This is a genomic window from Burkholderia sp. 572 (assembly GCF_040545135.1).
Taxonomy (GTDB): domain Bacteria; phylum Pseudomonadota; class Gammaproteobacteria; order Burkholderiales; family Burkholderiaceae; genus Burkholderia; species Burkholderia cepacia.
In genome coordinates, this window is sequence record NZ_JBEPLH010000013.1 from 82086 (window position 1) to 104114 (window position 22029).

A 22029-nucleotide genomic window follows, 5' to 3' on the forward strand; every position below is an offset into this window, starting at 1 on the left:
ACAGGTTTACGGCAGTCGGCAGGAAAACTTTCGCGGCCGCCCGGCGGCGGCCCGACGGTGTTTACCAGCAATTCACAGACGATTCGCGGACGATTCACGGGCAATTCGCGCCGCCCGGCGCGGCCGCTCGCGCCCGCCCGGCCCGGCGCTCAGGCCGCGGCGGCGGCCAGTTCGGCGCGCGCGGCGGCGGCCTTGCGGGTCTTGCCCGCGCGCGACGGCGGCTGGCAAAGGCCGCAGACGAAACCTTGATGTGGATCATGCGCATGCGCGACGAAGTGGCCGCCGCAGCGCGTGCAGGGGGTCATCTGCAGCATCCCCGAATCGAAGAAACGCACGAGCGTCCACGCGCGCGTGAGGCTCAGCGCGGCCTCGTCGCCGGACAGGTTCACGTGCTCCTGGTAGAGCCGGTACGCCTTCACGATCGACTGGATCGGCTCGCAGCGGCCGTGGTCCTGCATGAACCGGTAGATGTTGTAGAACAGCGACGAGTGGATGTTCGGCTGCCACGTCATGAACCAGTCGGTCGAGAACGGCAGCATCCCCTTCGGCGGCGACACGCCCTTCAGTTCCTTGTACAGCTTGATCAGACGATCCCGCGACAGGCTCGTCTCCGCTTCCAGCAACTGCAGCCGGGCGCCCAGTTCGATCAGTTCGATGGCGAGGGTGATTTCCTTCACCTCGATCACGACGCTTTTGCTTGCCATGGTGATAACCGTCCGCTTGACGTGATTCGGATGGGTGGCCAATACGCTGTCCGCCGGCGCGACACGCCGGGACTCAACGCAAGGCGGGGTGATGGATCAGCGGACGCCTTCGACCTGCTGCCCGGCCATCAGGATGGCCGAGTGGGCGTGCGCGACGACATCGCTGCGGCCCTTGTCGGCGAGCGACGACAGCAGCGCGTGATCATCGAAGCGGAAGCGGCACAGCATCTGGTTGGACGCGGCGAGTTTCACGGTCTGTGCGAGCGTGAGGTTCCCGAGCACGTCGGCCAGTTCCTGGGAAATTCCCATGCGGAACATGCCCATCGCCTTGTCTTCCCGCAGCAGGCGTTGCGCGAGGAGGAGGTACGACAGGTTGACCTCTTTGATCTCACTGAGCATTTCGCTGGTAGCGCTCATGATTCCCCCGTTAAAGAGCTTTCTTTGGCCATTCGTGTTATGAAAACGTTTGCTCGATCAGGGCGCTCTGGGCGCGCAGTCGGCTCGTTTATAGTCTTACAGGGCGAATTTTGGCCAAACGGCATTTATGCCGGTATCAGCGAAGTGGCGTATGCCATGCAGGATTTGTCTGTAAACCGTGTAGGAATTTTTCCGACAAGGCGAATTGAAAGCTTCAGTCGGGAAAGCAAGTGCCGGCGCGGGTTCGGCTGTGATGGATCCAATGGCCTCGGTGCAATAACGAAAGGCTTTCCGGGCAAGGCTGCCGGCAATCGAATCGGTAAAAATTATAGTGCTTTTTCACGATGACGCAACAATAGTTGCATCTGTCTCCATTCCTGATTCCGCGCCCTTTTTCTCGGGGTTTTTGCGTATTTCATCGTGTAACAAGCCTTAAGTGTTTGAAAAAACACTCGAACCCCTCAGGGCGATATCGATAATGGACTCCAATGGGCGGCGGCGCGAGCCGTGCCGGCCCGCCCCGCAGCTTGCCGTCCGGCGCCCCGCGCACCCCGCCCAGGGCACGGCCACGTACCGCCAACCGCGTGCGTCGGCGAGTTCCGCAACCTTGCACGGGATCCGCATCGGCACCCTCGTGCCCCCGGATCAAACAGGAGAACACCCATGCGAATTGCCCAGATCGCGCCGCTTTACGAAGCCGTTCCGCCGAAACTCTACGGCGGCACCGAGCGTGTCGTGTCCTACCTCACCGAGGCGCTCGTCGAACTCGGCCACGACGTGACGCTGTTCGCCAGCGGCGACTCCGTCACGTCGGCGCGCCTCGAGGCGGCCTGGCCGCGCGCGCTGCGGCTCGATCCGTCGATCCGCGATTCGATGGCGCCCCATATGCGCCTCCTCGAGCAGGTCGCCCGGGTCGCGCACGAATTCGACGTGCTGCACTTCCACCTCGACTACCTGCCGTTCCCGCTGATGTCGCGCCTCGACACGCCGTACGTGACGACGCTGCACGGCCGCCTCGACCTGCCGGAACTGCAGCCGGTGTTCGACGCGTTCCCCGACGCGCCGGTCGTGTCGATCTCGAACAACCAGCGCAAGCCGCTGCCGCAGGCTGCGTGGGCCGGCACCGTGTATCACGGGCTGCCCGACACGCTGCTCACGCCGCAGCCGGGCGTGAAGCCCGAATACCTCGCGTTCCTCGGCCGGATCTGCCCCGAAAAGCGCGTCGACACCGCGATCCGGATCGCCGCGCAAAGCGGCCTGCCGCTGAAGATCGCCGCGAAGGTCGACAAGGCGGACGCCGACTATTTCAAGGAAGTGATCGAGCCGCTGCTCGGCGAGGCGCACGTCGAATTCATCGGCGAGATCAACGAGGCGCAGAAGCCCGCGTTCCTGTCCGGCGCGAAGGCGCTGCTGTTCCCGATCGACTGGCCGGAGCCGTTCGGCCTCGTGATGATCGAGGCGATGGCCTGCGGCACGCCGGTCGTCGCATTCAACCGCGGCTCGGTGCCGGAAGTGATCGAGGACGGCGTCACGGGCTTCATCGTCGAGGACGTTCAGGGTGCGGTCGGCGCGCTGCACCGGATCGACAGCCTGTCGCGCACCGCGATCCGCGAACGTTTCGATACGCGCTTCAGTTCGAAGGCAATGGCGCAGCGTTATGTCGAAACTTACGAATCGCTTTGCACGGGAGCGCGCCAACCGGCATTGCGCCGCGTCGCCGGCGCCTGATACGGAAATCCGCGAAGAAATATTTCGTAATCCAATCCGCGCCGCAATCGGCGCGCCAAACAAAAGAGCCGCATCTCGATGCGGCTCTTTTGTTTGGGTTTTCGGTCATTCGGTCATTCGATCAGGAAACGATCGCGGTTTTTACCGACGATCCAATTCGGCGGCTTGCCGCGCCCGCTCCAGGTCGCGCCCGACTTCGGATCGCGGTATTTCGGCGGCAGCGGCGCCTTCTTCGGCGGGCGCCCGCGCTTCGCTCGCTCCGCGAAGCCCAGATCCTGGGCAGTCAGTCCATATTCGGCAATCTTTTGCTGGACTTCGGCAATCACTGCCGCCACTTCCTGGCGGCGCACATCATCCGCCTGGGCCTGCAGATCCGCGATCTGCGCCTTGAGTTTCGCGTATTGAGACATTTTTCGACTCCCCTTTTGATGATGCGGCCCCGGCGAATCCGGCCGGGACACCAACATCCGTTACGCCATCCGCACTGCCGCCCTGCCCTTCGAAATTAATGCTGCCATCTTTAACCGATTCGACTATATCGAGAATGCGGACTTATTCTAATAAGGGCATTCGTCAGCCATTAAAATTTAACAATCGTTGACCCTCCCCCACCCGATTCATTTCCTATAATCCAGACCAATTCCGGATGACGGTTTAAATCCGTCGCATCGTCCGGTCGCCTTCAATCCACTTGAACTTGAACGAGGTCCTTACATGAATCTTTCTCAGCGTCTCGCTGCAGAGGCATTCGGCACGTTCTGGCTGGTGCTCGGCGGGTGCGGAAGCGCCGTGCTGGCCGCCGCCTTTCCGGGCCTCGGCATCGGCTTTGCCGGCGTCGCACTTGCCTTCGGCCTGACCGTGCTGACGATGGCATTCGCAATTGGCCATATTTCGGGCTGCCACCTGAATCCTGCGGTGAGCGTCGGCCTGACGGTCGCCGGCCGCTTCCCCGCACGCGATCTCGTGCCGTACATCGTCGCGCAGGTTGTCGGCGCGACGCTCGGCGCATTCGTGCTGTACCTGATCGCGACCGGCAAGCCGGGCTTCGACGTCGTCGGCAGCGGCTTCGCGACGAACGGCTTCGGCGAGCGCTCGCCCGGCCACTACGCACTCGGCGCGGCGTTCATTTGCGAAGTCGTGATGACGGGCTTCTTCCTGTTCGTGATCCTGGGCGCCACCGACAAGCGCGCACCGGCCGGCTTCGCGCCGATCGCGATCGGCCTTTGCCTGACGCTGATTCACCTGATCTCGATTCCGGTCACCAACACGTCGGTGAACCCGGCCCGCTCGACCGGCCCCGCGCTGTTCGTGGGCGGCGAAGCGATCGGCCAGCTCTGGCTGTTCTGGGTGGCGCCGATCATCGGCGCGGCACTCGCCGGGATCATCTACCCGCTGGTCGCCGGGCGTGACAACGCCGTCGACCTGCTGCCGGCATCCGCTCGCACAAGCGAATAAATCACTACGGGGTCAAGCGAGCAGAGCAGCGAGCCTCACGCTGTCCAAGAAGATAGAGGCAGGTAATTTCGACGGGCGCCGCTGGCGCCCGTTTTTCATTTCCGCCCGGGGCGGACGCTCAGGACGCGGCGGCGTTGCCTTCGAGCGAGAACAGCGTGCGCAGGTGACGGGCGACGCCCGCGTCGAAGTTGTTGCCGATCCGCGGGATGTGCGGCAACCGCGCGACCAGGTCGGGGTTCGCGTTGTTCATCATGAACGCGTGGCCGGCGGTCTCGAGCAGGTCGATGTCGTTCATGTTGTCGCCGAATGCGATGCAGTGGCCGGTGTCGACGCCGAGCCGCGCGAGCACCGAGCGCAGCGCGCGGCCTTTCGACACGTTCGCGGTCATCACTTCCAGGCAGTCGGGCAGCGAGTACGTGACATACAGCGCATCGCCGAAGCGCACGCGCATCTGCTCGGCGACGACCGCCAGATCGGCCGGATCGCCGATGTACAGCACCTTCGCGATATCCGTGCCGTCGTGCGCGGCCATGTCGATCACGTTGTAGCGGAAGCCCGAATCCTGGTGGAATTCGAGCAGGTGCGGCGCGTCGCGGTCGATCAGCCAGCCCTGGTCGGTGAACAGGTTGACGATCACGCGGCCGTGCGCACCGACGATATCCGGCTGCACGAGGCCGCGGACGATTGCCGGATCGATGTCCTGCGCGTGGATCGTCGTGTCGTCCGGCGCATGCACGCGCGCGCCGTTCGACGTGATCAGGTACGGCCGGATGCCGAGCACGTCGCGAATGCCGGCGACGTCCGCGTAGTGGCGCCCGGTGGCGATCACGAACTGCAGGCCGTCGCGGTCGAGCCGGCGGACGGTGTCGATCGTGTACGGATCGAGCTGGTGGTCGCTGTTCAGCAAGGTACCGTCGAGATCGGTGGCGATGACTTTGTACATGGGACGGAAGAATGGCGCTCAGGGCTCTGCGGAACGGCCATTCTAACGTCGTGCCCGGTTGCCCGCCGGACGGTTCCCGGTCGATCGCCGCCGTCGGCCCGGTTTCGGTACGCGTTCAGCTGTCCTCAAATGCCTTCAGTTGCTCAGTTGCCTTCCGCCTCGTGCAGCGCCTGCAGCGCGAGCCGCAGCGCGCCGTGCGCCGAATCGTCGAGCGGCGCGCGCAGCCGGGCGGCGTGGCGCGCCGGCACGGCCGGAGCCAGTGCGTCCGCCAGGCCGCCGCACAGCGCGACCGGCAGCGCCTGCTGCGGATCGAGCGCGTCGATCATCTTGCCGATCTCGTCGCCCGCCTGCGCGATCAGCGCGCCCGCGACCGGATGCGAACGGTGCGCGAACACGATCGGCGCAAGCCGCGCGTAGATCGTCTGGTTCGCATCGCACGACCACTGGACGAGCGCGTCGCGATCCTGCGCGCCCGTTTCCGCGAGCAACGCGTTCGCGAACGCATCGCGCGGTACGCGGCCGTCGAGCGCCTGCTGCGCATACGCGAGCGCGCGCACGCCGAGCCACGCACCGCTCGCCTCGTCGCCGGACGGAAAGCCGAAGCCGCCCGCGATCCGGCAGGCGCCGGCCGCATCGAGCGCCGCCGCGATGCTGCCGGTGCCGAGCGCGACGATGAGCCCCGGCGCGCCGCCGTGTGCGCCGACGACGGTCGTATATGCGTCGCTCTCGACCGCGAGCGCGCCGAGCGGCGCCTGCGCGCGGAACGCGGCGAGCCACGCGGCATTGTTGACGCCCGCGAGCCCGCAGCCGAGCGCGCACTGCGGCCAGTCGAATGCGAGGCCGGCCTGCGTGAACGCGTCCGCGCAGGCCGCGCCGATCGACGCCCACGCGCGCTCGATGCCGAGCCCGAGCCCCGACGGGCCGCCGCGCCCCTGCGCGAGCTCGCGCCCGTGCCGGTCGGCCAGCACCGCGCGCGTGCCCGTGCCGCCACCGTCGATCCCGATCGCAAAAAGTAATGCAGCCATGCCTTCATCCCGCTGATTCGAACAGGCGCCAAGCTTAACCGGATCGGCGCCGCGCGCCCATCTGCCGTTCGGCCGGCTGTTCCGTGAAAAGGGCTTCCGCTATGCTGGCACGATCGAATCGACACTGAAAACGAGGCAGACGATGTCGCAGCGGTGCAACTGGGTGAAGACTGAAGCGGATGCTCACTATCACGATACCGAGTGGGGCGTGCCGTCGCACGACGATCGCCACCTGTTCGAAATGCTGATCCTGGAAGGGGCACAGGCCGGGCTGTCGTGGTCGACGATCCTGAACAAGCGCGCGGGCTATCGCGACGCCTTTGCGGATTTCGACGTCGATGCCGTCGCGCGCTTCACGCCGAAGCGTATCGAAAAGCTGCTCGAGAATCCCGGCATCGTGCGCAATCGCGCCAAGGTCGAATCGGCGGTCACCAATGCGCGTGCCGTGCAGCGCATCCGGGAAGAGCACGGGTCGCTCGCCGCGTTCCTGTGGTCGTTCGTCGGCGGCACGCCGGTCCAGAACGCGTGGCAGTCGTACCGCGACGCGCCCGCGTCGACCGAGCAGTCCGACGCGCTCAGCAAGGCGCTGAAGGCGTACGGCTGCAAGTTCGTCGGTTCGACGATCTGCTATGCGCTGATGCAGGCCACCGGCATGGTCAACGATCACGAGGTCGGCTGCCCGTGCCACGCGCAATGCGCGGCGCTCGGCGGCAAGCAGCCGGCACGCCGGCGCAAGGCGGGCTGACGGCGCGGGCATCCGCCGGCCGCCCATCGTTCGCCGCGGCCCTGCGGCGGTTATGCCGGTTATGCCGGTTATGCCGGCAATTCCGGCCAGGCCGCCCGCCGCCCCCTCACGAAACGATGCGCAACGCGCAACCGCTCACCTGGCGGCGCGCGACGGCGCCGGCGCAACCGCCCGCGCACTGCGTGCGGCCCGCACGCGCGCGCTGCGCTTCTTCACCAAGATGCAGATGCCCGTCACGCTCAGCATCGCGATGACGATCCCGAGCACGCTCACCGCGGCGCGGCCCGCGACGCCGGCGATCCGCCCCGAGTGCAGCGGAAACTGCGCCTGCATGAACAGGTCGCCGGCCGAGCCGCGGCCCGGCACCTGGGTGGCGACGGGCTTGCCGGTCACCGCGTCCCAGTAGAGCCACGCGTTGCCGAGCCCGACGTCGCCGTGATCGTTGCCGGGCGTGAAGAACCCGACCGCGTAGGCATTCATCGCCGGCGCGAACAGCAGCGCGCCGGGCGGCGCGGCGATCCCGGCGTCGCGCCCGGCCGCGCGCGCGATCTCGACGATCCGCTCGCGCCGCAGCATCGTGCTGCCCGGCGGCGCGGGCGGGAAGTGTTCGGGGTTCGTGTACGGCGTCTCGGCGAGCGGCGACACCAGCGATACCAGCGGCCGCACGACGGGCACGGCGAGATTCATCGAGATCGACGTGACCGCGACGACCAGCAGCAGCCCCCACACCCACACGCCGCCCGAGCGGTGCAGGTCGAACACCAGCGGATAGCCGCCGCGCCGCACACGGAACGCGAACGACTTGCGCCAGCTTTTCAGGTTCGGAAACGCGAGCACGAGCGCGATCAGGCTGTCGATCGCCCACACGATGCCGACGACGCCCATCACCCAGAACCCGAAGTTGATCCCGCCGTACACCGGCAGGAACAGCGAATAGTGCAGCCGGTAGATGAACGGCATCAGGTCGAGCCGCGCGAGCGACAGCGCGCCCCATTCGCGGCGCCCCTGCACCGCGCCGGTCGCGGGATCGACGGCGATCTGGCTGAAGTCGAGCGCGTACGGCCGGCCGGTCGCCGGATCGGTGCGCGGCATCACGCCGGCCTGCAGCGTATGGCCCGGTTCGATCGCGAGCGGCAGATAGGTCACCTGCACGCGCGGGTCGGCGGCCTCGATGCGCGCCGCGAGCGCGAGCGGATCAAGCGGCGCCGCATCGCTGCGTGCGGTGTAGAAGTCCGGGTTCAGTAGCGCGTCGATCTCGTGGTCCCACGCGATCAGTGCGCCGGTCAGCCCCGCGACGAACAGGAACAGCGCGATCGCGAGGCCGAACCAGCGATGCAGGCGGACGAGAAACGGTCGCAGGAACGCATTCATCGCGCCCCCGGCAAAGGGAAAGCAGGCCGGCACGAGCGGCCCCGGATCAACGAAATGCAGGTCATTTGAGGTCACGCGCCGCGCACGAGCGGTGCCGGCCGTCGCTGGCGAGGCCGGATGCCCTTGCGCGCGGCATGGAATTGTTGCGCGTTCGACGGGTTTTGGTACGATGCGCGGCATTTTATCGCAATGCGAATGATTCTTACTTGCATTTTTACTTATCCACGATGACCACCAGCCTCGCCCGCCCTCCCGTCCGCCCACGCCGCATGGCCGCCGCCCTTGCCTGCGTTGCCGCGTCGCTCGCGCACGCGGACGATTCTCCCGGCGGCGCCACGGTGCTGCCTGCCGTCAACGTCACGGCCGCGCACGACTCGCCGCAGCACCTGACCGACACGGTCTCCACCGGCGCGCTCGGCACGCGCCGCCAGCTCGACACGCCGTTCTCGACGACGATCGTCACGTCGGAGGAACTCGAGGCACGCCAGCCGTACAAGCTCGGCGACGTGTTCGCGAACGACGCGTCGGTGTCCGACAACAGCGGCGCGTACAGCGCGTGGGCCAGCTACATGACCGTGCGCGGCATGCAGCTCGACTGGCAGAACGGCTACAAGATCGACGGGCTGCCGTTCGTCACGTACGGGATCACGATGCCGTACGAGCAGCTCGATCGCGTCGAGCTGCTGAAGGGGCTCGGCGGTTTCCTGTACGGCTTCGTGACGCCCGGCGGCGTCGTCAACTACGTGACGAAGCAGCCCGGCGCCGAACCCGTGCGCAGCGTCGACGTCGGCTACCGGAGCACCCATGTGTGGACCGAGCACGTCGATCTCGGCCAGCGCTTCGGGCCGGACGGCAGGTTCGGCGCGCGGCTGAACGCGACGCACGAGGAAGGCGGGACGTACAACGACGGCAACATCCGCCGCGACAGCGTATCGCTCGCGCTGCAGGCGAACCTGACGCGCGACCTGTCGGTGAATGTCGGCGCGCTGTACCAGGATCGCCGCACGACGGGCCAGACGCCGTCGATCTTCACCGGCAGCTTTCCAGGCGGCGTGCTGCCCGCGACGATCAGCGGCGGCACGACGAACCTCGGCGGCAGGGACCAGTACCTGAACACGAACCTGCAGCTCTATACGGCCGGGCTGCAGTACCAGTTCGCGCCCGACTGGCAGCTCGACGTCGCGTACAGCTACAGCAAGGCGACGCGCCGCCGCAACGAAAGCACGCTGTACCTGCAGGATGCAGCCGGCAACTACACCGACAGCCGCTACGTCGGGATGGAGGATCACCGCTTCAGCCAGTGGCGCGCGATGGTCGAGGGCAAGGTACGCACGGGAGCGTTCAGCCACCAGATCGTGATCGGCGCGTCGTGGCAGACGCAGGCGAACGACTATTCGGCGAACAGCGTGTTCGTGCCGCTCGGCGCCGGCAACCTGTATACGCCGAATCCGTACCGCTACGACAGCCCGCACGGCTTCGTCCAGTACCGCACGAGCGAGATCGTGCAGAAATCGCTGTTCGCGAGCGACACAGTGCAGCTCACGGCGCGCTGGTCGGTGCTCGCCGGCGTGCGCTACATGAACTACGAGCAGCGCTCGTTCCAGGCGAGCGGCGCCGAGGATCCCGGCTATCGCCAGAACGGCGTGGTGACGCCGACGTTCGGGGTGATGTTCAAGCTCGCGCCGACGACCACCGCGTACGCGAGCTACGCCGAATCGCTCGAGCCCGGCAGCCGCGTGAACGACGTCTACGCGAACGCCGGCCAGGTGCTCAAGCCGCTGCGCAGCAAACAGTACGAACTGGGGATCAAGAGCGAGCACGCGCGCTGGAGCGCGACGGCCGCGTTGTTCCGCATCGAGCGCAGCGCCGAATATGCGAACGCGGCGAACGTCTACGTGCAGGACGGCGAATCGGTCATTCAGGGGATCGAGTTCGGTGCGCGCGCGAAATTCGGCGCGCGCTGGAACGCGGGCGTCGACGTGATGCTGCTCGACGCGTGGTACGCGAACGGGATCGGCAACAACGGCAACCGCGTCGCGGGCGCACCGCGTTTCGTGCTCGCCGGCGACGTCGGCTATGCGGTACCCGGCGTGCCGGGGCTGACGCTCGGCGTCGATGCGAAATTCACCGGCGCGACGCCGCTGCGCGCGGCCGGCGGCCTCGACGCCCCGGGCTTTCTCGTCGTCAATGCGGGGGCGCGTTACCTGACGCGGATCGGCCGCCACGACGTGACGCTGCGCGCGTCGATCGACAACGTGCTGAACCGCCGTTACTGGGAATACCAGTACGCGGACTACGTGAAGCCGGGCGACCCGCGCACGGTGAGCCTGAGCGCGAAGATCGACTTCTGAACCCCGCGCCGGCGGCCGCAGGCCGTCGGCTGCCGGCCGGCATGGCCGCACCGCGGCGGCCTCGGGATTTTCCCGAGCCGCAAAAGCAAAACGGCGGAGCGGCTTCTTTCGAAGCTCGCTCCGCCGTTTCGCGGCGAACCGTCAGACGCTCTTAGTGGAGCTTCTTCGGCAGCATCTGGCTGCGCAGGCGCTTGTGCAGGCGCTTGACGGCTGCTGCCTTCTTGCGCTTGCGGACTGCGGTCGGCTTTTCGTAGGACTGGCGTTCGCGCAGTTCAGCGATCAGGCCATTTTTTTCGATAGCACGGCGAAAGCGGCGAATCGCCACTTCGAACGGCTCGTTTTCTTTCAGAAGAATCGTCGTCATGTCGTTCCTAAATTGCTTAAACGGTCAAAAACGTAGCGGCCAAGCGCCACGCACCGGCCATCCGAGCGTCCCCACAAACAGGCGAAACGAGCGGAAATACGGCCTCGGAGGCCGGAAAAGAGAGGCGGAAAGCACCGCGAGTACGCTTCACAAGCCGCGTGCAGCGCCGCGTTTGACTGCCAGCAGACACGCCGAAAACGGCAGAGGCTTGACAGAAATCTCAATTCAGCCCGCCATCATAGCAGGGAATCACAGACAAAACCACCCTTTTGTCGATTGCGTGTGCACAGGCGAACGACTGCGTGGCGAGACCGCCCTTAAGCCCCGTCCATCCGGCATCGCGCCGGATCGGTCCGAAATGACAAAGAAGGATAAAAAATCGGGCCGAATCTCAACGCGCCCCTCAAGTTTTGTTTTGGTGCGCCGAAATCCTGCTCTGAGGCGGCCAGCAATGAACGAGTGCTTCCGCCGACGCCAAAACGGCTTTCCAGGGCTTTCGGCTTACACAGGAGATTTTTCCATGCTCGGAATTAACAGCAACATCAACTCGCTGGTTGCACAGCAGAACCTCAACGGCTCGCAAAACGCCCTGTCCCAGGCAATCACCCGCCTGTCGTCGGGCAAGCGCATCAACAGCGCGGCAGACGACGCAGCAGGCCTCGCGATCTCGACCCGGATGCAGACCCAGATCAACGGTCTGAACCAGGGCGTGTCGAACGCGAACGACGGCGTGTCGATGATTCAAACGGCATCGAGCGCACTGTCGTCGCTGACGAACAGCCTGCAACGTATCCGCCAGCTGGCCGTCCAGGCATCGACGGGCACGATGTCCTCGACCGACCAGGCGGCACTGCAACAGGAAGTTGCGCAGCAGATCCAGGAAGTGAACCGTATCGCGTCGCAAACGACGTACAACGGCACGAACATCCTGAACGGCAACGCAGGCATCGTGTCGTTCCAGGTCGGCGCGAACGTCGGTCAGACGATTTCGCTGGACCTGAGCCAAAGCATGTCGGCTGCCAAGATCGGCGGCGGCCTGGTGCAGAAGGGTCAGACGGTCGGTACGGTGACGGGCCTGAGCCTCGACACCGCCGGCGTGTACACGTCGTCGGGCGCGGCGATTACCGCGATCAACGTGCTGTCGGACGGTCAAGGTGGCTACACGTTCACCGACCAGAACGGCGGCGCCATCGCGCAAACCGTTGCTCAGTCCGTGTTCGGCGCAAGCGCAACGACCAGCAACGGCACGGCAGTCGGCAATCTGTCGATTCAAGCGAGCGCAACCAGCACGAGCATGTCGTCGGCGGCGCTCACCGCAATCACGAACGCAGTTGCGCAGATCAACGCCGTCAACAAGCCGGCAACCGTGTCGGGCCTCGACATCAGCACCGTCAGCGGTGCGAACGTTGCGATGGTGTCGATCGACAACGCGCTGCAAACGGTGAACAACGTTCAGGCACAGCTCGGTGCGGCACAAAACCGCTTCACGGCAATCGCCACGGCGCAGCAGGCAGAATCGACCGACCTGTCGTCGGCACAGTCGCAGATCACCGACGCGAACTTTGCGCAGGAAACCGCGAACATGTCGAAGAACCAGGTGCTGCAACAAGCTGGCATCTCGGTGCTCGCACAGGCAAACTCGCTGCCGCAGCAGGTCCTGAAGCTCCTGCAGTAATCGCGTAGCAACCCACGGCCGGGCCCCGCGTAACGCGCGGCCCGGCCGTCGTCACTTGGCGCGCGGGGCGTTGCCCCGCCGCCAGGTCCTTATCCAGAATTTCACGGACTACCCGCCGCACGGAGCACTACGATGTCGACGATCAATCCCGCCGTCACCGCCGCCAACAGCTCGGCCAACAGCGCGCTGCAACAGGCTGCCCAATCGATCATCAGCGGATCGACCGGCAACTCGTCGATGGACGTCAACTCGCTCGTGACGGCACTCGTCAATGCGAAGACCGCCGGCCAGACCGCCGCGCTCAGCGCGCAGCAGGCCAGCGACAACACCCAGATTTCCGCGTACGGCGCCCTTTCGGCCGCGCTGAGCGCACTCCAGGCCGGCGTCACGACACTGTCGAACGGCTCGCTGCAGAACACCTTCACCGCCACCGCGAGCGGCACCGGCCTGACCGCGACCGCGGGCGCCGGCGCCGTCGCCGGCAGCTATTCGGTCGGCGTCACGCAGATCGCAACGTCGCAGTCGCTGTCGTCGGCCGCGTTCGGTGCGTCGACGACGCTCGGCACCGGCACGATGACGCTGTCGCTCGGCAGCAAGTCGTTCACGGTCAACGTGGGCAGCAACAACAACACGCTGTCCGGCATCGCCGCCGCGATCAACAACACGACCGGCAACCCGGGCATCGTCGCGTCCGTCGTCAACGGCAGCGACGGCGCGCACCTCGTGCTCAGCTCGACGCCAACCGGCGCGGCGAATGCGATCAGCGTCACGGTCAGCAACGTGACCGGCGACAACGGCCTCTCCAGCCTCGGCGTCACGTCGACGGCCAGCACGACGGGCGGCCAGTCGTCCATTGCGTCCGCCAACAGCAGCGCCGCCTGGAAGCAAAGCACCGCCGCGCAGGACGCCGCCTTCACGATCAACGGCATCGCCGCGACGAGCGCGAGCAACACCGTGACGGGCGCGATCACCGGCGTCACGCTGAACCTGACCTCGGCCGCCGTCAGCGGCACGCAGCCGCAAACGCTGACGGTCGCCACCGACACGAAGACGCAAGCGTCGGCGATCAACAACTTCGTGACGCTCTACAACACGCTCGTCACGACGATGGGCTCGCTGTCGAGCTTCACGGCCGGCGCGTCGTCGCAAGGCCCGCTGCTCGGCGACTCGACGCTGAACACGATCCGCAACGCACTCGCGTCGGTCGTCGCGGGCGGCGTGAGCAGCAACGGCTCGACGGTCAACCTCGCGTCGATCGGCGTCACGCTGCAGGCCGACGGCACGCTGCAGGTCGACAGCACCGCGCTCAACTCCGCACTGCAGAACAACCCGACCGGCGTCGCATCGCTGTTCAACTCGACGAACGGGATCGGCCAGCAGCTGACGAAGGACATCACGAACTACACGCAGACGGGCGGGCTGATCGCCGCACGCACGACCGCGCTCAACAACGACCTGAAAAGCGTCGCCACGCAGCAGACCAACCTGTCGAACTACGTCGCGCAGCTGACCAGCCAGTACCAGGCGCAATTCACCGCGCTCAACACGCTGATGGCGACGATGAACAGCAACTCGCAGTACCTGACGCAGCTGTTCGGCGGCACGAACAGTGCCGGCGCGCTGTCGAGCAACAAGAGCTGACCGCCGGCCGGACAGGAGAGCCACGATGGAACAGACCGAACTGATCGCCCAGCTCGACGCGCTCACCGACGCGATCGAACATGCGGCCGCGATGGCCGACTGGATCGAGGCGGCGCGCCTCGTCGACCTGCGCGAGCCGCTCGTTGCGTCGCTCGCGGCCGATCAGCCGCCGGCCGGCATCGCCGCGATCCGCCGGATTCAGGCCAGCAACGCGCGCATCTTCGCCGATGCGCAACGCGCGCAGCAGGAGCTGACCAACGAATACCAGGCAGCGATGGGCCGCGTGCAGGCCGTCGGCCAGTACCAGAGCATCGCGAGCCGTTAAATCGCGCCACGCGGCGCCGACACGCGCGCGCCGCCAACCTGACAACAAGAACTACGCGCTGATGTGAGGGCGTGCTCGTTCGCCTCCGCCCGCCTCGTGCGGGCGTTTTTTTTGGGGTGCCGCCCGGCCCCGCGGCGGGCCGTTCAATCGGCCAAACTGACCGGGCTTTTACCGTCATCTCGCGGTATCGGCGCAGCGGCACGCTACCCATAATGGTATCGACCGACTTTCCGCAGATCCCATCATGTTCTCGACCGAACTGCCCGCCTCCGCCGCGCTCACGCCCGAACAGCAGCTTGCGCAGGACATTGCGCTCGTCATGGACAACGCGCTCGAGCGCCATCGCAGCGGCGCGTTCGACGACGCCCGGGCGCTGTACGAGGCCATCCTCGACGCGGTGCCCGCGCATGGGGATGCGCATTACAACCTCGCGGTGCTGCTGGCCGATACGGGCCACGCGGCCGACGCGGTGCCGCATTTCGAAGCCGCCCTCGGCGCGAGCCCGGACAACGGCTACTACTGGGTCAGCTACATTCACGCGCTGCATCGCAGCGGGCAGACGGCCGCCGCGTGGATCGCGGTCGAAATCGCGCAGCAGCGCGGCGTGCACGGCCCCGCGCTGAACGGCCTGATCGCCCAGTTGGCGTCACCCGACATCGTGCTCGCAACTGCAGCGGTCGCGGCCGCCCCAAGCGGCATCGACGCGGCGATCGTCCTGGAAACCGCGGCCGGGCGGAGCGACTCAGGCAAGTCTGCCCGCCGCCCCAATCAGACGCTGCTGCAAAAGCACGCAGCGCTGTTCGACAAGAACAGGCACGCGGAAGCCACCGCGCTTGCACGAAAACTGGTCGCCGACTATCCGGAAGACGGCGCATGCTGGCGCGCGCTGTCCGCCTCGCTTCACCGGGAAGGCCGCTTCCCGGAGATGATCGAGGCCGGCTTGCGCACGGTCGAATTGCTGCCGAACGAAGTCCTCGTGCGCATCCTGCTGGCCGATACGCTGCGGGCGATGAACCGTCTCGCGGAAGCCGACGAGCAGTGCATGCGCCTGTACCAGCTTCAGCCCGATCACCCGGAGGCCATGCGGATCCGAGGTCTCGTGCTGTTCGCGCTGCGCCGCACGGATGAAGCGCTCGCGGCCTGCCGGCGTGCGGTCGAACTCGCGCCCGGCGCGGCCGCGCCGTGCGGCACGCTCGGCTTCGTGCTGCTCGAACTGGGCGCAACGCAGAAAGCGATAGGCTGGCTGAAGCGCGCGATCGAAATCAACCCGACCGACAGCGTCACCCATAGCAGCATGCTGTTCTGTATCGCGCACAGCAGCGAATTCGATCCGCAGGCGCTCGTGGCGGAGCACCGCAAGTTCGGCGAGCGCTACGACAATCAAAAGCGCAAGCGTGCGGCCGTGTTCTCGAACCCGCGCGATCCGGCGCGCAAGCTGCAGGTCGGCTTCGTGTCGGGCGACCTGTACAGCCACGCAGTCGCCTCCTACGCGGTGCCCGTGATCGAGCATCTCGCGGCCGACCCCGGCATTGCGATGCACTTCTATCACAATCACTTCGAGGAAGATCACACGTCCGAGCGCTTCAAGGCCCACGCCACGACCTGGCGCAACGTCACCGGCATGAGCGACTCGGCCTTCCTCGAACGCGTGCGCAACGACGGCATCGACATCGTGATCGACCTGTCGGGCCATACCGGCCGCAACCGGCTCGTTGCGCTGGCGCAGCGCGCCGCGCCGGTTCAGGCGTCGTGGATCGGCTATCCGGCCACGACCGGCCTCACCGCGATGGACTACTACCTGACGGACCGCTTCGTCGCGCCGCACGGCGCATTCGACGACCAGTTCGTCGAGCAGATCGTGCGGCTGCCCGCGATCGCGCCGTTCATGCCGCCGCCGAACTGCCCGCCCGTCAACGTGCTGCCGGCGCTGCACAACGGCTATACGACGTACGCCAGCTTCAACCGCCTGAACAAGCTGAGCCCGCACGTGATCGAGGTCTGGGCGCGCGTGCTGCATGCGGACCCGACCGCACGCATGGCGCTCGGCGCGATCGGCAACGACGGCGACCAGCAGACGCTGACCGAATGGTTCGCAGCCGCCGGCATCGATGCCGGCCGCCTGACGTTCCACCGGCGCTCGAACATTCCCGTCTACATGCAGCAGCATCACGGCGTCGACCTCTGTCTCGACGCGTTCCCGTACACCGGTTCGACGACCACGCTGAACGCGCTGTGGATGGGCGTACCGACCGTGACGATCCCCGGCGCGACGATGGCCGGGCGCGGCAGCGCGGGCTGGCTGCAGCACGTCGGGCTCGACGCGTACATCGCGACCGACGAGGACGACTTCGTCGCGAGGGCGCTGGCGCTCGGCCGCGACACCGCCGCGCTGCAGGCGCTTCGCGCCGGCCTGCGAGCGCGCTGCGGAGAGTCCGCCGCGTTCCGGCCGGCTGTCGTCGCGGCCGGGCTGTCGTCGGCGCTGCGCACGATGTGGACCCGCTGGTGCGCGGGCGAACCCGCGACCGCATTCGATACGCCGCTGTTCGACGACACGACCACCGCACAGGCCGCGGCAGAGGCCTGAACCTCACGTCAGATCGAGAGAGACCATCATGACCGCCAGCCTGCCCGCGTCGTCCGTCGCGCAACTGCCGCACGAACGCATCTACGTCACGCAGCCGCACCTGCCGCCGCTCGACGAATTCCTGCCGTACCTGGAGAAGATCTGGGAGAGCCGCACGCTGACCAACGGCGGCCCGTTCCACCAGCAGTTCGAGCGCGCGCTGTGCGAGTATCTCGGCGTGCCGCACCTGTCGCTGTTCGCGAACGGCACGCTCGCGCTCGTCACCGCGCTGCAGGCGCTGCGCATCAACGGCGAAGTGATCACGACGCCGTATTCGTTCGTCGCCACCGCGCATTCGCTGCTGTGGAACGGCATCAAGCCGGTATTCGTCGACGTCACGCCCGGCACGCTCAACCTGGACCCCGCGCGCATCGAGGCGGCGATCACGCCGCAGACCACCGCGATCATGCCTGTGCACTGCTACGGCAATCCGTGCGATGTCGACGCAATCCAGAAGATCGCCGACAACTACAACCTGCGCGTGATCTATGACGCCGCGCATGCGTTCGGTGTGCAGAACACCACCGGCAGCGTGCTCACCCACGGCGATCTGTCGGTGCTGAGCTTCCACGCGACGAAGGTGTTCAACACGTTCGAAGGCGGCGCGATCATCTGCCCCGACGCGAAGACCAAGCAACGGATCGACCACCTGAAGAACTTCGGTTTCGTCGACGAAGTCACGGTCGTCGCGCCCGGCATCAACGGCAAGATGAGCGAAATCAACGCCGCGTTCGGGATGCTGCAGTTGCAGCACATCGACGGCGCACTCGCGCGCCGCCGCGAAATCGACACGCTGTACCGCACGCTGCTCGCCGACGTGCGCGGCATCCGCTGCGTGCCGCTCGGCGGCCAGACCGTCGCGAACCACGCGTATTTCGCGATCCTCGTCGACGAAGACTACCCGCTCGATCGCGACGGGCTGTACCGGAAGCTGCGCGACTACGACGTGTACGCGCGCCGCTACTTCCATCCGCTGATTTCGGAATTCCCGATGTACCGCGGGCTGCCGTCCGCCAACCGCGACAACCTGCCCGTCGCGACCGAGGCCGCGCGCAAGGTGCTGTGCCTGCCGATCTACCCGGCGCTCACCGACGACATGGTCCGCCGTATCGTCGAGCTGATCGCGCGCTGACGCGCGACGCCTACAGGTAACGCTCGCCGGCCGCGCGCGCGCGGATCCGGCGGGCCGGGTTGCCGTACACGACGGTGTACGGCTCGACGTCGTGCAGCACGACCGCGCCCGCGCCCACGACGCCGTGCTCGCCCACCGCGATCCGGTGCCGCAGCATCGCACCGAGGCCGATCGCCGCGCCGCGGCCGATCCGGCAGTTGCCGCCCGTGACGACGCCTGGCGCGAGGCTCGAGAAATCCTCCATCGTGCCGTCGTGATCGAGCGACGCGTTCGTATTGACGATGCACCCGCTGCCGATCGTGCAGCACGGGTTGATCACCGCGCCGGCCATCACGACCGTCCCCGCGCCAATCGTCGACGCCTTGCCGATGCATGCGGCCGGATGCACCGCCGACACGCACGGCAGGCCCGGCACGAGCGCCGCGAGAGCGGCAGTCACGTTCTCGCGCGCGTGGTTGTCGCCGATGGCGACCAGCAGCCCGGCGATGCCGTGCGCACCGACCAGATCCGGCAGGTCGCGTTCGGCGCCCAGCACCGCGTAGCCGAGGGTCTCCTCGCCGCGGGGCCGGAACGAATCGATCAGCCCGGCGATCCGGTACCGGCCAGCCTGTTCGACGATGTCGATCACGACCTTGGCGTGACCGGACGAGCCGACGATGACGATGTTTTCCACAAGGGCCTCGATTGATCTGAAAGCAGGGGCGGCCTTGCCGCGTTCCCCGCAGTATGCCGCGTCGCCATACCCGCGCGGCGCGCGCCATCATGTCAGACGACCTGCGCCGTCTCGTCCGCCGTCACGCGACCAGCTGCAAAATGCGCGGCAAACGCCGCCCGCAAGCGCTCGGCCAACCGGATCCAGCTCTCGTCGCGCCCGCGCCGGAACAGCCGCACCGTGCCCGGATACCACGGCGAATCGTCGCGGCCGTGCATCCAGCGCCAGTCCACGTCCTGATTCGGCAGCAGCACCCAGCAAGGCTTGCCGAGCGACGCGGCCAGATGCGCGGTGGACGTGTCGACGCACACCACGAGATCGAGTTGCGCGACGATCGCGGCCGTATCCGCGAAATCGTCGATCTCCGAGCCCAGATGCAGCAACGGCAGGCCGCCCGGCGGCTGACGCGCCTCGTCCTCGCCCTGCCCTTTCTGCAGACTCACGAAATTCACCCCCGGCACGCTCCAAAGCGGCGTCAGCAACGCAAGCGACGGCAGCGAGCGGTGCGCGTCGTTGTGATGCTTCGGGTTGCCTTTCCACACGAGGCCGACGCGCGGGCCGGCCGGCAATACATCGAGGCTTGCGCGCCAGCGCGCGACGCGGGCCGGATCGGGCGTGAGCCGCACCGGCGGCGGGATCGTGTCGAGTGTCGTGCCCGCGTGCATCGGCGCGCTCAGCAGGCTCGTCCAGTAATCGAACTGCGCGGCTTGCGCCGTCGCCGTCTCGTGATCGAGCACCGCGTCGACGCCGTCGACCGTCGCCATCAGCCGATGCAGCGCGGGCTGGCACGCGAACACCACGCGCGCCGCGTGCCGCTCACGAAATTCCGCGAAATAGCGGCTGAACTGCAGCATGTCGCCCAGGCCGTCTTCCTGCCAGACGAGCAGCGTCTTGCCGACGAGCGGCTCGCCCTGCCACTGCGCGCACCGCAGCACCTCGCGGGTCCGGCGGTGCACGAACGCCGTGTGTTCGTAGCGCGATTCGTAGCGCCGCCAGCCTTCTTCGAACCGGCCCAGGCCGAGCAACAGCGTCGCCAGGCCGAAACGCGCATCGCCATAGTCCGCACGCAGTTCGAGCGCGCGGCGGTACGCGCGTTCGGCGTCGTCGTGGCGGCCGGCATGCGCGAACGTGGTGCCGAGGTTGTAGTGCACTTCGGCCATGTCCGGAGCGAGCGACAGTGCCTCGGCGAACACGGCCATCGCTTCGTCGTGACGACCCTGCGCGCGCAGGACGCAGCCGAGATTGTTGTGCGGCTGCGGCAGGCCGGGACGGCAACGGATCGCGTCGCGATAGGCCGCTTCGGCTTCCGGCAGGCGATCGAGGTTCTGCAACGCGACGCCGAGGTTGTAGTGCGCCTCCGGGTGATCCGGGCACAGCGCGAGCGCCTGGCGGCTGGCGGCTTCCGCTTCCGGCAGCCGCTGCATGTCGACGAGGATCGCGCCGAGATTGGCGTGCGCAAGCACGGAGTCGGTGCGCACGGTAATCGCGAGCCGGTAGGCGAGTTCCGCTTCGGCGTGGCGGCCGAGCACACGCAACAGGTTGCCGAGATCGGTCAGCACGTCGGCCGACTGCGGCTCGATCAGCAGTGCCTGCCCGAATGCCTGCTCGGCTTCATCGAGCCGGCCGAGCGCTTCGAGCACCTTGCCGAACCGGTGATGGTGCGACGCCCGCAGCGGCGTGACGGACGCGAGCTGCCGGCGCAGGAGCGCCTCGGCATCGGCCAGGCGCCCTTGCGACACGAGCAACGCGCCGAGGCCGTCGCTGGCCGGCTCGAACGCCGGCATCGCGTCGATCGCGCGCCGCCACCATGCTTCCGCGTCGGCCAGCCGGTTCAGGCCGAGCGCGCAGACGGCCGCGATGTGCAGCGCCGCGACTGCCGGCGCCGGCCGGCCGAGCAGGGGCGCGACGAGCGACAGCGCGTCGGCGAACTGTCCGTTCTGGCACCGGGTTGCGGCGTGTTGAACCAGCGCGGATTCGTCGGAAGCAGGGGTCATGTCATGCGGCGCCGCACGGCGCGCGGCGCGAACGGACGTTCAGACGGACGCCGGCACGGCGGCCGGTTGGCCCGGCTGGCTGACGGCCCGGTCCCTGGCTTCCTGGAGCGCCGCGAGCGTGTCGAGTGCACGCCCTTCGTCGGCGGTGAGATCGACCAGAAATGCATCGTTGTTCTGCTTGATCCAGTCGAGCGGCATGTCCCACCACGCGAGCTGCAGCAGTCGTTCGCGCACTTTTTCCGTGAAACGGAAGCGCACCAGACGGGCCGGCGAGCCGGCATAGATGCCGTACGCCTCGGTGCGGAAATTGGGCGGGATGACGGCCCGCGCGCCGATCACGCATCCGCTCTCGATCTGACTGCCACCGAGAAACAGCGCTTCGTCGCCGATCCAGACGTCGTTGTGGATCACGGTGTCCGCGTATTGCGGCATCGGCGGATTCTCGAGGCCGTTACCGTAGAGGCTGAACAGGCTCGTGGAAATGGTCCGGATCTCGTGCTGGCCATTCAACAGGAATCGCAGACGCATTCCGCCAGCCACGTGCTTGCCGATCACGAGTTTCTGAACGTCCCGATCGTACTTTGCGATCGAACCCACACCGATCGACGAGCACCGGCCGATATGACACGTCCCCATCGGCGCCTCTTCATCGACCCAGTTGCGGAAAAAATTGTTCGGAATCGCCGAAAAGGCACCATCCCGGTAGCCGAGCACGATGAAATGCTTCGCCCACGGATGGTCAGGCAGCACGCCAATACAATCGTCGGAGGTCGTAACGTTCATTCGCGGTCGCAAGTGTGCCGGTGCGGCGGCTCGATGCCGGG

General features: G+C 66.9%; 19 protein-coding genes. 9 read left to right on the plus strand and 10 right to left on the minus strand.

Annotation, left to right across the window (positions count from 1 at the left end):
• Positions 1-149: 149 nt before the first annotated feature.
• Both flhC and flhD read right to left on the minus strand, forming a co-directional pair.
• Entirely contained in the window at positions 150-704 is a 555-nt protein-coding gene (gene flhC / locus ABIC51_RS24475) for a flagellar transcriptional regulator FlhC (protein WP_011350591.1), read from the minus strand.
• Between the two features lie 96 nt (positions 705-800).
• Entirely contained in the window at positions 801-1121 is a 321-nt protein-coding gene (gene flhD, locus ABIC51_RS24480) for a flagellar transcriptional regulator FlhD (protein WP_027788649.1), read from the minus strand.
• 663 nt (positions 1122-1784) lie between these two features.
• Here flhD and ABIC51_RS24485 point away from each other — a divergent pair.
• Positions 1785-2849, plus strand: coding sequence for a glycosyltransferase family 4 protein (locus ABIC51_RS24485; protein ID WP_059528163.1), 1065 nt, complete (start codon positions 1785-1787; stop codon positions 2847-2849).
• 113 nt (positions 2850-2962) lie between these two features.
• Here the strand turns inward: ABIC51_RS24485 and ABIC51_RS24490 are convergent, their stop codons facing one another.
• Entirely contained in the window at positions 2963-3259 is a 297-nt protein-coding gene (locus ABIC51_RS24490; protein ID WP_021162849.1) for an H-NS histone family protein, read from the minus strand.
• A 304-nt stretch (positions 3260-3563) separates the two neighbouring features.
• On the opposite strand from ABIC51_RS24490, the gene aqpZ reads away from it, so the two are divergent.
• Positions 3564-4304: an aquaporin Z gene (gene aqpZ / locus ABIC51_RS24495; RefSeq protein WP_021162848.1), complete on the plus strand. Its 741-nt coding sequence runs from the start codon at positions 3564-3566 to the stop codon at positions 4302-4304.
• 118 nt (positions 4305-4422) lie between these two features.
• On the opposite strand, the gene ABIC51_RS24500 is transcribed toward aqpZ, so the two are convergent.
• On the minus strand, positions 4423-5247 hold the full coding sequence (locus tag ABIC51_RS24500; protein ID WP_175862296.1) for a Cof-type HAD-IIB family hydrolase: 825 nt from the start codon (positions 5245-5247) through the stop codon (positions 4423-4425).
• Positions 5248-5390: 143 nt separating this feature from the next.
• Positions 5391-6272: a glucosamine kinase nucleotide-binding domain-containing protein gene (locus ABIC51_RS24505; RefSeq protein WP_175900209.1), complete on the minus strand. Its 882-nt coding sequence runs from the start codon at positions 6270-6272 to the stop codon at positions 5391-5393.
• A gap of 142 nt (positions 6273-6414) precedes the next feature.
• Here ABIC51_RS24505 and ABIC51_RS24510 point away from each other — a divergent pair, with 142 nt between their 5' ends.
• Entirely contained in the window at positions 6415-7017 is a 603-nt protein-coding gene (locus ABIC51_RS24510) for a DNA-3-methyladenine glycosylase I (RefSeq protein WP_059490251.1), read from the plus strand.
• A 135-nt stretch (positions 7018-7152) separates the two neighbouring features.
• On the opposite strand, the gene ABIC51_RS24515 is transcribed toward ABIC51_RS24510, so the two are convergent.
• The gene (locus ABIC51_RS24515) at positions 7153-8388 is read right to left on the minus strand and encodes a PepSY-associated TM helix domain-containing protein (protein WP_175900211.1); all 1236 of its coding nucleotides are present in this window, start codon (positions 8386-8388) and stop codon (positions 7153-7155) included.
• Positions 8389-8615: 227 nt separating this feature from the next.
• Between ABIC51_RS24515 and ABIC51_RS24520 the strand changes: the two genes are divergently transcribed.
• On the plus strand, positions 8616-10739 hold the full coding sequence (locus ABIC51_RS24520; RefSeq protein ID WP_354006666.1) for a TonB-dependent siderophore receptor: 2124 nt from the start codon (positions 8616-8618) through the stop codon (positions 10737-10739).
• A gap of 151 nt (positions 10740-10890) precedes the next feature.
• Here the strand turns inward: ABIC51_RS24520 and rpsU are convergent, their stop codons facing one another.
• Positions 10891-11103 (minus strand): 30S ribosomal protein S21, encoded by a 213-nt coding sequence (gene rpsU / locus ABIC51_RS24525; protein WP_006401410.1) that lies wholly within the window; start codon positions 11101-11103, stop codon positions 10891-10893.
• Positions 11104-11623: 520 nt separating this feature from the next.
• On the opposite strand from rpsU, the gene ABIC51_RS24530 reads away from it, so the two are divergent.
• The 5 genes from ABIC51_RS24530 (at position 11624) to vioA (ending at position 18499) form a co-directional block, all read left to right on the plus strand.
• Positions 11624-12778, plus strand: coding sequence for a flagellin (locus ABIC51_RS24530; RefSeq protein WP_021161125.1), 1155 nt, complete (start codon positions 11624-11626; stop codon positions 12776-12778).
• A gap of 132 nt (positions 12779-12910) precedes the next feature.
• A complete protein-coding gene (gene fliD, locus ABIC51_RS24535) occupies positions 12911-14419 on the plus strand; it encodes a flagellar filament capping protein FliD (protein ID WP_060174978.1) in 1509 nt (502 codons plus the stop codon).
• 25 nt (positions 14420-14444) lie between these two features.
• Positions 14445-14744, plus strand: coding sequence for a flagellar protein FliT (fliT, locus tag ABIC51_RS24540; RefSeq protein WP_027788658.1), 300 nt, complete (start codon positions 14445-14447; stop codon positions 14742-14744).
• 244 nt (positions 14745-14988) lie between these two features.
• Positions 14989-17328 (plus strand): tetratricopeptide repeat protein, encoded by a 2340-nt coding sequence (locus ABIC51_RS24545; protein ID WP_146253992.1) that lies wholly within the window; start codon positions 14989-14991, stop codon positions 17326-17328.
• A gap of 28 nt (positions 17329-17356) precedes the next feature.
• Positions 17357-18499, plus strand: a complete 1143-nt coding sequence (gene vioA / locus ABIC51_RS24550; protein WP_027788660.1) for a dTDP-4-amino-4,6-dideoxy-D-glucose aminotransferase VioA — start codon at positions 17357-17359, stop codon at positions 18497-18499.
• Positions 18500-18509: 10 nt separating this feature from the next.
• Here vioA and ABIC51_RS24555 read toward each other — a convergent pair whose 3' ends face one another.
• The 3 genes from ABIC51_RS24555 to ABIC51_RS24565 form a co-directional block, all read right to left on the minus strand.
• A complete protein-coding gene (locus ABIC51_RS24555; RefSeq protein ID WP_027788661.1) occupies positions 18510-19172 on the minus strand; it encodes an acetyltransferase in 663 nt (220 codons plus the stop codon).
• 92 nt (positions 19173-19264) lie between these two features.
• Positions 19265-21205 (minus strand): tetratricopeptide repeat-containing glycosyltransferase family protein, encoded by a 1941-nt coding sequence (locus tag ABIC51_RS24560; RefSeq protein WP_175900217.1) that lies wholly within the window; start codon positions 21203-21205, stop codon positions 19265-19267.
• A gap of 39 nt (positions 21206-21244) precedes the next feature.
• Positions 21245-21988, minus strand: a complete 744-nt coding sequence (locus ABIC51_RS24565; RefSeq protein ID WP_060205277.1) for an LbetaH domain-containing protein — start codon at positions 21986-21988, stop codon at positions 21245-21247.
• Positions 21989-22029: the final 41 nt, after the last annotated feature.